Source organism: Ferroplasma sp., from assembly GCF_037442045.1.
Classification (GTDB): Archaea; Thermoplasmatota; Thermoplasmata; order Thermoplasmatales; family Thermoplasmataceae; genus Ferroplasma.
Map to the genome: position 1 here is coordinate 1 of NZ_JBBIRC010000042.1, position 12213 is coordinate 12213.

The 12213-nt window shown below is 34.8% G+C and carries 12 protein-coding genes; 4 read left to right on the plus strand and 8 right to left on the minus strand.

The window, feature by feature from the left end:
- Positions 1–214 precede the first annotated feature (214 nt).
- Together WKI77_RS06065 and WKI77_RS06070 are read right to left on the minus strand one after the other, a co-directional pair.
- Positions 215–559: a hypothetical protein gene (locus tag WKI77_RS06065; RefSeq protein ID WP_337860933.1), complete on the minus strand. Its 345-nt coding sequence runs from the start codon at positions 557–559 to the stop codon at positions 215–217.
- A gap of 75 nt (positions 560–634) precedes the next feature.
- Complete coding sequence (locus tag WKI77_RS06070) at positions 635–1501, minus strand: MqnA/MqnD/SBP family protein (RefSeq protein ID WP_337860934.1); 867 nt, start codon at positions 1499–1501, stop codon at positions 635–637.
- A gap of 121 nt (positions 1502–1622) precedes the next feature.
- On the opposite strand from WKI77_RS06070, the gene WKI77_RS06075 reads away from it, so the two are divergent.
- Positions 1623–2405: a carbon-nitrogen hydrolase family protein gene (locus tag WKI77_RS06075; RefSeq protein ID WP_337860935.1), complete on the plus strand. Its 783-nt coding sequence runs from the start codon at positions 1623–1625 to the stop codon at positions 2403–2405.
- 1 nt (position 2406) lies between these two features.
- Complete coding sequence (locus tag WKI77_RS06080) at positions 2407–2646, plus strand: hypothetical protein (protein WP_337860936.1); 240 nt, start codon at positions 2407–2409, stop codon at positions 2644–2646.
- Here the strand turns inward: WKI77_RS06080 and amrS are convergent, their stop codons facing one another.
- Positions 2647–3648 (minus strand): AmmeMemoRadiSam system radical SAM enzyme, encoded by a 1002-nt coding sequence (gene amrS / locus WKI77_RS06085; RefSeq protein WP_337860937.1) that lies wholly within the window; start codon positions 3646–3648, stop codon positions 2647–2649.
- 49 nt (positions 3649–3697) lie between these two features.
- Positions 3698–4513, minus strand: a complete 816-nt coding sequence (locus WKI77_RS06090; protein ID WP_337860938.1) for an MEMO1 family protein — start codon at positions 4511–4513, stop codon at positions 3698–3700.
- A gap of 92 nt (positions 4514–4605) precedes the next feature.
- On the opposite strand from WKI77_RS06090, the gene amrA reads away from it, so the two are divergent.
- Positions 4606–5148: an AmmeMemoRadiSam system protein A gene (amrA, locus tag WKI77_RS06095; RefSeq protein WP_337860939.1), complete on the plus strand. Its 543-nt coding sequence runs from the start codon at positions 4606–4608 to the stop codon at positions 5146–5148.
- A 62-nt stretch (positions 5149–5210) separates the two neighbouring features.
- On the opposite strand, the gene WKI77_RS06100 is transcribed toward amrA, so the two are convergent.
- The 4 genes from WKI77_RS06100 to WKI77_RS06115 are packed head-to-tail and all read right to left on the minus strand — an operon-like array spanning position 5211 to position 10039.
- Entirely contained in the window at positions 5211–6197 is a 987-nt protein-coding gene (locus WKI77_RS06100) for an acyl-CoA dehydrogenase family protein (RefSeq protein WP_337860940.1), read from the minus strand.
- A 2-nt stretch (positions 6198–6199) separates the two neighbouring features.
- Positions 6200–7279, minus strand: a complete 1080-nt coding sequence (locus WKI77_RS06105; protein ID WP_337860941.1) for an acyl-CoA dehydrogenase family protein — start codon at positions 7277–7279, stop codon at positions 6200–6202.
- Positions 7280–8455 carry an acetyl-CoA C-acetyltransferase gene (locus tag WKI77_RS06110; protein ID WP_337860942.1) on the minus strand — a complete coding sequence of 392 codons (1176 nt, stop codon included), beginning with the start codon at positions 8453–8455 and terminating at the stop codon, positions 7280–7282.
- A gap of 6 nt (positions 8456–8461) precedes the next feature.
- On the minus strand, positions 8462–10039 hold the full coding sequence (locus WKI77_RS06115; RefSeq protein ID WP_337860943.1) for a long-chain-fatty-acid--CoA ligase: 1578 nt from the start codon (positions 10037–10039) through the stop codon (positions 8462–8464).
- Positions 10040–10247: 208 nt separating this feature from the next.
- On the opposite strand from WKI77_RS06115, the gene WKI77_RS06120 reads away from it, so the two are divergent.
- A complete protein-coding gene (locus WKI77_RS06120; protein WP_337860944.1) occupies positions 10248–12176 on the plus strand; it encodes a 3-hydroxyacyl-CoA dehydrogenase NAD-binding domain-containing protein in 1929 nt (642 codons plus the stop codon).
- The last annotated feature ends 37 nt before the right edge of the window (positions 12177–12213 follow it).

The following is a 12213-nucleotide window of genomic DNA, read 5'->3' on the forward strand; positions in this document are numbered from 1 at the left end:
AGAATTATTCCAGTAAATATATGAAGTATTAAAACGTAAGAAGTTAGAGGATTTTCTATCTGAGATAGATAAAAACCACCCATAATTTGAATAAATGCAAATGCCGAAGTTGTCCATAAAATACCTTCAATTTTGTTCAAAATAAGTCACTTTAAAACTATAATTTAAATTAAAATAAATACATTGTTAAATTGATTATTTTATAATACTTTATTTAACTGATTGAATAATACCATGGAGTTACAGAATTTGCATCTAAATAGCTTCCAAATATTCCACTCTCATATGTTCCATGAACAAGGACAAAAGCGTGTATTGATGCTGTTCCATTATATTCTACTGTAATAGTTTTACCGTTGTCTTCGAGTGTAAAGGCAGAAAAGCCATTATAAGTTATATCACTAGTTATTCTTCCAGAAATATAATACGAATTATTATCTTTCATGGCAGACGGGCTTGTGTTTAAAATTGTTGGAACAAGACCGTATAACAGCAAAGCTACTACAATTACTATTATTAATGCAATTATTCCTCGATGTTTAATTTTTCTTTTTGCCATTTGTGTTCCTGCATAAACCTAAAATGTTATATTTAAACTTGTTGTCAACAATAAAAATAATAGTTTACAATTATTTTATATTAACCTTAACTCACTGACACCTGGAAGCAAATCCCTTTTATGCATAATGTCATAAAAGAATTCAAGCCCAGATTTTACAGCGTCCAGTGAAACATTGTATTCTTTAACATCTGCGCCTATTGTGCCCTTAATGACTTCAGGGCTAATATCGGAATTCTGAACCTCTCGCATGATTTTTACATCAACTGGAAGTATTTCCTCCATGTGTGTTTCTGCATATTTCTTGCTTTTATTGTACAGTTCCTTAAATTTTATTGCATAATCCTCTCCAATTTCTGAATTTATAACAACTGTGCCCATTGGCATTGGCTTATTGCCAGATAATTCTTTCCACATGTCCCACATGCTGGCAAGCCTGAACGGCTCAACACCCATTTTTTTCAGATCATACATCGCTTTCAGTTCATGCACTGCAACCATGACACCTCCATCATTTACCATTGAATTGACTTCATCAAGCACCCTGTGGACAACTACAAGTTTTTTATATTTGCCTATAAGCAATTTATATAAATTGAATGCGGTGGTATTTAAACCGTGAACAATAATTTTAGAATTCTTTATTTCATCCATGTCCATATTTTTCATTGCAAGGATTGGCATGCCTGTAATGCCATCAACAGCAGATGCAACAGCACTTGATAAAATAAAGTAATCTTTCTGTATATATGGATAAAGTGCTGCAGAAGGGACCGAAATATCAACATCCTTTTTGACTATCTTATCATTTACTTCCTGTACAGTTGGAATATATTCAAATTCCAGATTAAAGTCGTCACTTTTTATCTTTTTTTCTATTAGAGGAATAAATGGGTATAGATCGCCTGAATCGGCCAATGCTCCAATTTTTAATGTTTTCATGGTTAGATTATTCGTGAATAATATTAAAACATTTCAATTATTATAGAAGAGATCGATAATTATATACTGGATTGAAAAAGAATTTACACATTATTTTTATATTAAAATGGCTTATATTATTATGGTAAAAATAGCACTGACACAGTTGAAGCCTGTAGCCGATAAGGATGTCAGCCTTAGAAATATAGAATATTATGCAGGCATAGCAGCGTCTAATTCTGCAGATTTAATTGTTTTCCCTGAATATTATATGTTTTATTCACAGTATAAAGAAGCAATAATTAAAAATTCAGAGCCACTGAATGGCGATTATGTAAAAAAATTAAGAGAGATCTCGAGCTCTAAAAAAATTGGAATAATAACAGGCATAAACGAATTATATGACCATAATTATTATGATACTGCAGTATTTGTAAACGATGGTGAACTTCAGAATTATTACAGAAAAACACATTTATACGATGCTTTTGGCTATAAAGAATCGGATATCTATACATACGGCAATGGTCCATTTAAAGTTTCCAAAATAGGAAATATTAATTTTGGAATGCTAATATGTTATGATATTCGTTTTCCCGAGATATTTCGCAATTATTCTTTAAATGATGCTGATATGATAATATTAATATCTGCATGGTTTTCAGGCCCAATGAAGGAGGAGCAGTGGCTATCTATGGTTTCAACACGTGCACTTGAAAATACGGTATATCTGGCAACATCCAATATGATCGGTGGTGGATTCACGGGAATAACAACATTTACTGATCCAATAGGTGCCATAATAAGCAGGTCAGCAGAAGAAGAAGATATAATATATGTTAATACCAGTTTGGATAGAATTGCTGCCGTAAGGAAAAAAATGCCGGTGCTTAAACAAAGAAGGCCAGAACTTTACAGGCTTTGATATGAGATATATTATAATCAGAAGAGAAATATCAAAATACCTTATCACAAAAATATCATGCGATCATATGTTCAATAAAATTGAAATTCTGGAGGATAATGATATTGTTATAGATTTTCTCCTTGTTTATTATGTAAGCAATGAATTCATTGATGCGTATATTGCAAATAAAGCGATCAGCACGAAAAATATAATAGAGAGAAATCTGCCTTATAACATAAAAAAAATTCTGGAGAATTAATCATTTTATTTTAATTCCGGTACTGAAACCACATTTTGTGCAATTCCCATTTTTGTCAAGCCCGATTATTTTTGAATCAAATATTTTCCGGGATATCAATAAATTTCCGCAATTTGGGCAATATGTATTTTCATAGGATTCTTCCTGGACATTTCCCAGATATACATATTTCATGCCCATGCTCCTTGCCAGGTCATAGTGATTTTTAAGTGTTTCAAATGGAGTAGATGGAATATTCAATTTATAATCTGGATGATACCTTAAAAAGCTTACAGGAATATACTCACCGGCAATGTCCCTTATTTTTTCTACCATAATAGCTGCAGCTTCAAGATTATCACCGATTTCCGGTATTACCAGATCCGTAATTTCAGTGTGTATTCCATAATCAATAGCATTTTTAATGGTTCTGTAAATCAAATTTGCTGACATGACTGATATGTATTTATTGTAGAATTTTTCTTCTCCATTTCCCTTAAAATCAATTGTCATTGCATCAAGAAATTCAGAAGCCATTTCCATTGATTCCGGGGTTTCATAGCCATTTGTTACAAATATGTTAAATAAACCATATTTATGGGCCAGAACACCAACATCCCTGGCAAATTCCATAAATATTGTTGGTTCATTATATGTAAATGCTATGCCATCTACCTTATTTTTCCTTGCCATCTTTATTATAGCTTCGGGAGTTGTGTAACTTCCTGTTACTTCCTTTCTCTGGCTCATATCAAAATTCTGGCAGTATTTGCATGCAAAATTGCATCCTGCAGTCCCAAATGAGAGAATTCTTGTTCCTGGAAACATGTGCAGAACCGGTTTCTTTTCTATTGGATCAATATTAAATGCATATGGAAAATTGTATACATCTAGATTTAACACACCATTTGCAGCAGTTCTTACCCCACAAAAGCCTGTCTGGCCATTACTTAATAAGCAGTATCTTGCACACGCTGTGCACCTTATTTTATTGCCCTTTATTTCAAAAAGAGAAGCCTGCACTGTAACATATTACATTTAAATTACTTATATATTGTTAATCTTAACATTTTCATTTATATGCAACCATAGCAGAATAACCCACAACTCTTCCCTTATCACTGCTATAATCTCCAGAATTGCTGTGGTTCAACAGTGCAATTTTCCCCTTTTGCTGCTTTGTTACTGCCATAAGAGTTGCAATAGCGCCATAACCGCATGCTGTTAGTTTATATTTTTTGATATCGTCATAATAATTTAAAATTTTCATTTCAATAATATCATTTATTAAAATTTGGTCCAGTTCATTGTTTTTATCATATGAATTATAATGGTTAAGATCAGAACTTATAATAATAAATGGTTTTTCCGCCAGTGTCTCTATAGTTTCTGCTATATTCCTTGCCACAGCAGCGCTCTGGTTCCCGAGAATTAATGGCGTGAACGAGAAATTATCCCCAAATATATATTGGAGAAATGGCAACTGAACTTCTATTGAATGCTCTACTGTATGTGCCTCTTTATCATCCCTTATTATATCTGATTTTAACAGTAACTTTTCTGCCAATTCAGAATTTATGCGTGCATATCCTAAAGGAGTATTCCAGTATCCATTGCTGTAAGTAGCAGGATATGAAGGAAAACCATAATGATTTGGGCCAATTATTAAAAATGTATTTTTCTTATTCTTTTTAATGATGCTGTATGCATATGCAGCTGTATGGCCTGAATATTTATATCCTGCATGAGGAACTATAACACCGATGAGCTTTTTGTATTCTAATTCAGGTGTATTTATAGCCATGTAGCTTTTTATATCATCTTTTAAAGTTTCATTATCATCAGGGTAAAACGCCCCTGCAACATACGGACTTCTGGTGTTATCCATATTTAAGTATTACTATGATTTATATAAAGTTTATATAAAAGTTTAAATCTAAATTATAATTATATAAAAATATGGCTATACACGATAAATTTATGGACCAATTAACTGAATCGGATGGAAAAATTTTAATTAACATGGCAAGAAATAGCATAAATGGATATAAAACTACAGATCAGGAAATTCCGGAAAAACTTAAAACAAAAAGAGGTGCATTTGTAACAATAAATGAGCATAATTCACTGCGTGGATGCATTGGTTATTTAAGGCCTGTTATGCCTTTAAATGTGGCAGTTGAAAAGGCAGCGTGGAATGCAGCATTTAGAGACCCGAGATTTGAACCTTTAAAAAAGGGAGAATATGCAGAAATAACCGTAGAAGTTACTGTTATAGGAGAACTATTAAAAGCAAAATATGAAGAACTAATAAATGAAAAACCTGGAAAATATGGAATATATTTAGAAAATGGGATTTATTCAGGAACATTATTGCCGCAGGTTGCACTTGAATACAATATGAATATGAAAGAATTTATTCAGGAAACCTGCAAGAAAGCTGGCATGGAAAAGGATTGCTATAAAAATTCAGAAATTTATGCATATGAAGCAAGAGTTTTCAGTGAAAAACACAAAGATTGAAGATATTGCATGGTATAAAATAATTATTAAAAGAATTATAAATATTATATTTTTGATAAATATTAAACAAAATTAATTTTTTCAGAATATACGTGGTCTGCTAGCTTTTTTAATTCTTCATTTCCATAGAAGATAGATTTCATTACAATTGCATCACGATAGAATTTTTCTACGCCGAAATCCTGGAAATAGCCATATCCCCCATGGGTATTAACTGAATATCTTGCGATTTCTACCATTGCTTCCATTGCTACATTGAAAGTATAATATGGATCTACATTACTGTAAAGGGCATTTCTCAAAACCGATTCTGTGGCCCTAAATCTGGAAAGCCTGAAAGAAATTGGCTCAAAATCCTTAAGATAATTCCCGAACGCTTTTCGAACCGAAGTGTAATCTATGGCCTTTTTAAGTGCTTCGGAGATCATTCCAAGAGCAATTGCATTAACTGCTCCATATGCCTTTTCCATAATTTCAGATCTTCTATTGTTTCTATCCAGAAGCTTGGCACTGTGGCTTAATTCAACATCGCCGAATTGTATGCCGCGGAAACCCATGAAATCCCTAACATTCGTTTTGAATGGTTCATTTACGATTGATGTGTTTCCATTGAACAATACAATTTTGTCTGCATTTAGACCGAGAATATTTTTTAATGTTCCTGACAATTTTCCTGCATTTTCTTTTAACTCTGATGAATTATTGATAAAATCAACAGCCACATTCAATTTTCCTGAGGCGGCAGCTTCCAGTGAATACTCTTCAGAAGTTCCCTCTACAGAAGGATAATATAATGAATTCAAAACAAAGATTTTCATTGCAACAGAAGGAGAATATCTTGCAGTTTCTTCCAGAATAATTTGATATGATGTATTATCCAGTTCAGACCCTGAATATTTTCCAGGGATTACTGCACCAAGAAAACCCTGAGATGCCAGAAGTTCCGTTATTTTCACTGTGATTCCAGTGGATTCAATTTTCTTTTCATCCAGTTCTTTTTCGCAGAACTCATCTATAGTTTGCTTTAAGATTTGATTTTCCTCTTTCATATTTATTCACCTTTAAGTATATATCTTGCAATGACAAGCTTCTCTATTTCGCTTGTTCCTTCCCAGATCTCCATAATCTTGGCATTCCTGAATATTCTCTGAACATTTTCATATAACGATTTATTGCCCAAAATTTCCATTGCGGATTCTGCAGCATATACTGCAGTTTCGCTCCCGTATGCCTTTGCCATGCTTGTGAGCTCTGGACGTGGCTTGAATTCGAACAGGTATGATGCTGCATTATATGTCATTTGCCTGGTAGCTTCTATTCTTGTTCCAACATCTGATAACCTGAATAAAGACTCCTCATCCTTTACATTATTATCTTTCATGTATTCTTTAATTTTATCAAATGCCCCTCTTGCAATTCCAAGGGATTGGGCTGCAACATAAATTCTACTAATATTAAAGAACATCATTATATAATAAAAGCCCTTGCCCTCCTCACCAATAAGATCATCTTCACTTAATTCTATATTATTGAACTGCAATTCTGCGGTATTTGTTGGCCTGACTCCGAGTTTGTCCACAAGCTTATTTGCCTTAAATCCATTTAATTTTGTATTTACCAGAAATGTGCTCAATCCGTGGTGTGGATTGGAATCCTCTGAAGTCCTTGCAAGCACGACGAGATAATCTGCTATTGCACCATTTGTTATGAACATTTTAGATCCGTTTAATATATATTTATTGCCATTTTTCTTAGCAGTTGTCTTTAAGCCGGCAACATCGCTTCCTCCTGAAGGCTCTGTTACAGCGAGACCGAGAATATATTTTCCTTTATAAACGTCCTGAAGAACATCTTTTTGTTTATCATTTCCAAAAAGCATTATAACTTCGCTTCCGAAATACGGTGTTGTAACTGCTATGCCAAGGCCAGCGTCCACTCTACATAATTCTTCTATGGCTATCATTACCTTTGCAGGATTTTGCATATCAATTAGCCCTAAAGATAATGACTTTTTCCTTAAATCCTCCGGGTATTCTTCCTTTCTGTCATATTCTGCAGCCACATTGTCTGTAAATTCTTTAAGGGCAAATTCTCTTATTTTATTTCTGTATTCATCATATTCTTCAAACATTTAAACACGCTCCAGTAGCATTGAATATCCCTGGCCACCGCCGACACATAATGTTGCGATCCCAAGATTTCCTTTTTTATTTTCCAGTGTTCTTGCAAGTGTTCCGGCAATCCTTGCTCCAGTGGCTCCAAGTGGATGACCTATGGATAGCCCACCGCCATGTATATTGACTTTATTTAAATCAAGATTGAAGGCATGAACTGCGTTCAATACAACAACGGCAAATGCTTCATTAATTTCCCAGTAATCTATATCTTCTGGCTTTAAGTTATTTCTTTTTAATACTTTTTCCGTTGCAGGCACCGGCCCTTCTCCCATTATAGTCGGATCGACACCGGCAGCGGCAAAATCAACAATTTTTGCCATTGGCTTTAATCCATATTCCTTTACTTTTTGGCCGGACATAAGCATTACAAGTGATGCACCATCGTTTAATGAAGATGAGTTTGCTGCTGTGATTATTCCATCTTCGCTGTATGCAGGCTTCAATGATTTTATCTGTTCCAGTGTGGTATCCCTTCTTATTCCAAGGTCTGTGGTTATTGTTTTTCCATTTACTGTTACAGGCATTATTTCATCTTTCATAAAGCCGTCATCGTAGGCTTTTGCAGCTCTTTGATGGGAATTGTATGAATATTCATCCATTTCATCCCTGGAAATTTTTCTTAATTTTGCGAGCTTTTCTGCAGTCAATCCCATATTATATGATACATTCATATTGAATTTGGCATACTTTGGATTAACCATTAATTCCATATTTGGCCTTATAAATGGATTGTCGATTCCAAGAGGCACATGTGTCATATGCTCCATTCCTCCTGCAAGTATTATCCCTGCCTTTCCAGCCATGATTTCCAGTGCCCCTATTCCAGTTGCATTTAAGGATGATGAACATGCCCTGTCAAGTGACATTGCTGGCACTGACACTGGCAAATCAGCTAAAAGTACGGGATGCCTGCCACCATATGTCCAGTTTTCTCCAGCCTGGAATGCACAACCAGTAATTACATCTTCTATCTCTGCTGCATTAATTCCTGTCTTTTTTACTGATTCCTTAATCAGTTCAGAAAGCATTTTATCCATTCTTAAATCGTTATATACATCTTTTTCCGGATCCCTCGGGCGGGCTCTAGAAAATGGTATTCTTTTATAATCAACTATATATGTGTCTTCCATTATAATTCACTCCAATTTCTTTCTCAATACTACTTTATTTATTTTTCCTGTTCCGGTCTTTTCAAATTCATCTACAAAGATATAGTCATCAGGAAGCCAGAACTTTGCTATTCTTCCAGTATCAACAAATTCCTGCATTTTTTTAACTATATCTTCCTTTTTTGCTGTCCCTTTAATGAAAGCAACAGGCCTTTCGCCCCATTTCTCATCGTTCTTTTTTGTTACAGCCACTTCACCAACACCGGGAACCGTGCTTATAAGGTCTTCAAGAACCATCGATGGTATAAATTCTCCGCCGGATTTAACGGCATCGCTTTCCCTATCAACTATTTTTATATAGCCATATTCATCCATGGTGGCAAGGTCTCCAGTGTGGAGCCAGCCGTCAACCCATAACTTCTTTGTTTTTTCAGGTTCTTTCAAATATCCTTCGGTGAGCCATGGAGCCTGAACTGTAATTTCGCCTATCTCCTTATTATCCCTTATAACATCCTTTCCGTTGTAAACCACGCGAAGATTGACCAGTGAAATCGGTATTCCTGTCTTTCTGCGATATTCCTGTTTTTTCTCTTCACTGAATTTCATCACATCATTGTTGTAGGTCGCAAGAGTAAGTATTGGCCCGGTTTCTGACATTCCGTATCCGGTCACAACGCTCATTCCTAGCGATTCTGCTGTAGTTGCAAGCCCTTCATTTAGTGCTGCACCCCCTATTACTGTTTTTAATTTCAGCTTTCCAAGGATTTCAGGCCCTCTTTTTGCCTGAAGAAGAAGGTAGAGTATGGATGGCACCATTGCAGAGTTTGTAACTTTCTCTTTTTCCATAGTTTCAAGAATTCTATCCCATTCATATTTTCCGGGCAATATATATTTTATCCCCTTCATTATGCTGAAATAAGGGACTCCCCATGCATGTACATGAAACATTGGAACAAGAGGGAGCATAACAGATGTTCTTTTCAGTGCTATAGGTTCATCAGAAAGTGCACCAGCTGTGGCAAGGCTGTGAAGGACAAGCTGTTTATGCGTGTAATAAACTCCCTTTGGGATTCCTGTTGTTCCGGATGTATAAAATAGTGTTGCCAGATCATTCTCATCCGGGGAAAACGCCGTATATTCTTCATTTTTTAAAAGATCATCTGCAAAATATACATTATTCATTCCATAATCCTTATGCCCATTTTCAGAATAAACAATAAAACCTTTTATGAATTCAAACATATCTTTATACTGCATCAGCAGTGGCATAAAATCTGCGTTTGTAACTATATATGTATCATCAGAATTTTTTATTGTATAGTAAAGAATCTCCGGTGGGTATCTTATATTTACCATGTGTATAACTGCACCTATCATCGGAATTGAATAATAACAGTACATGTAATTAATTGTGTCATAGTCAAGAACTGCAATTCTATCTCCGGGCTTGACGCCTATTTTGGTTAAATTAGCAGCAAAATTTTTTGCATTTTTATAGAATGATTTATAAGTAAGCTGCAAATCCTTGTAAATAATTTTCTGATCACCGTTAGACCTGACAGCGCTATCAAGAAGGTTGTTTATAGTTAACTCATAATTCGACATAACTATTGATAAGCTATTGATTTATAATCTTTATCATTATTACATTAACATTGTTTTTAACATAGCATGCGTGTTCAAATACTGTTTATATTTAATAAGAAAGCACCCCTATTAAGATATATTATGCTATTCTCTTAATATTTAATTCAGATTTCTGCCTATAACTTCTGAAGCAAAAAGGCTTTAAAGCCTAAAAATATATATCGCCATGATTAAACAGGTAGCAGTAGTAGGCGCAGGGGTAATGGGCCACAGCATAGCAGAGGTTTTCGCATTAAACGGCTATAAAGTAAATCTGGAAGATTTTTATCCAGAAGTCATTGAAAAAGCAAAAATTGGAATTAATAATAGCCTGGACAAACTCATTGCATCAAAAAAACTTGATGATGCAGGAAAGAAAGCTGCCATTGAAAATATAAAGTTTTTCAATAATATAGAGGAAGCGGTGAAAAATGCAGATTTATCCATAGAAGTTGTTCCTGAAATTTATGAAATAAAGGTAAAAGTACTGAAAGAGATTGCAGAGCATACAGATAAAATAATTGCTTCAAATACTTCAAATATAAGAATTACAGAAATGGCAGAGGAAATTAAAAAACCTGAAAGGCTTGTAGGCATGCATTTTTTCAATCCACCTATTTTGATGAAGCTGGTTGAGGTAATAAAAGGGGATAAAACATCAATGAATTATATTGATGAGATCTATGACCTTTCCGTGAAGCTGGGGAAAAAACCGATTAAAATTTTAAAGGATGAAGCAGGTTTTGTTGTAAACAGGATATCGGCACCGGAAATGCTGCTGCTCTGCAATGCTTATGAGAATAAGATAGCAAAGCCGGAAGCAATTGATAAATACTTTAAATCACAGGGGTTGCCAATGGGGCCATACCAGCTGTTTGATTATGTTGGCATAGATACCGTTGTTGATTCCCTTAAATATTATGGAAAAGAGTTATCACCTGATTATGGAAAATGCCATGCCTTTGATTCTCTTATGGGATCCAAAAAACTGGGTTTAAAGACTGGAGAGGGCATATATAAATGGGAAAATGGAAAGGCAATAATACCTGAATCAGAAGAAAGCGATAAAATAAATTTAATGGATATATTTGCTCTTGAGATCAATGAAGCTACAAAACTTATAGAAGATGGCGTTGCAGTTTCTGCCGATATTGAAACAGGAGTGAAATACGGGCTGAACAGGCCTTTTGGGCCAATAACAGTTGCAAATGGATTGACCAATGATGAAGTTTTAGAAACACTGAACAAACTCTATGAACAGTATAAAATTGATGTTTTTAAGCCTTCGAAGACAATAGAAGCGCATAAAATGAAAGAGGCCTTTAACAAAAAGGTTGTTGAAGAAAAGAAGGAAGAAAAATCAGAAATCCTGGATTATAAGATAGAAGGAAAAGTGGGAATCATAACATTAATGAACGGAAAAAACAATTTAATGAGCTTTGAATTGCTTAAGGCACTGGATAAGCAGCTGAACATTATTGAAGAAGCAAACAATGTAAATGTGGTAATAATAAAAGGCAATGAAAGAGCTTTCTCTGCAGGTGCTGATTTATCGCAGTTTATCAGCAATCCGTTTATGTTCATGAAAATATCAAATACCGGTGAAACCATATTTGACAGAATCACAAAAATGAATAAAATTTTCATTGCCCAGCTTAAAGGATATGTGCTTGGAGGCGGTTTTGAACTGGCACTTGCCTGCGATATAAGAACATCGCTTCCAGACTCTGTTATAGGATTCCCTGAGGCAGGGCTCGGGCTCATACCGGGATATGGAGGCAGCCAGAGATTGCCAAATCTTATAGGAATTTCCAGGGCTATGGACATGATATTGACATGCGACAGAATTAGCGGCCAGAAAGCTTATGAATACGGTATCATTACAAGGTTATTTTCTGAAAAGATAGAAGAAAACACAATGGAACTGGCAAAAAGCCTTTCTGAGAAAATCTCACCTGCATCGGTTTATGTGGCAAAGCGCCTGATATATAATACAGCAACAATAAACCTTGATGAAGAGGCTTTATCCATGGGCATGTTATATGCCGGAAACGACCTTAAAGAAGGCGTCAAAGCTTTTCTTGAAAAGAGGAAACCAGACTATAAAGGAAATTAGGTCTCATGAAAAGCTTTATTCAACCGCAGACATATAA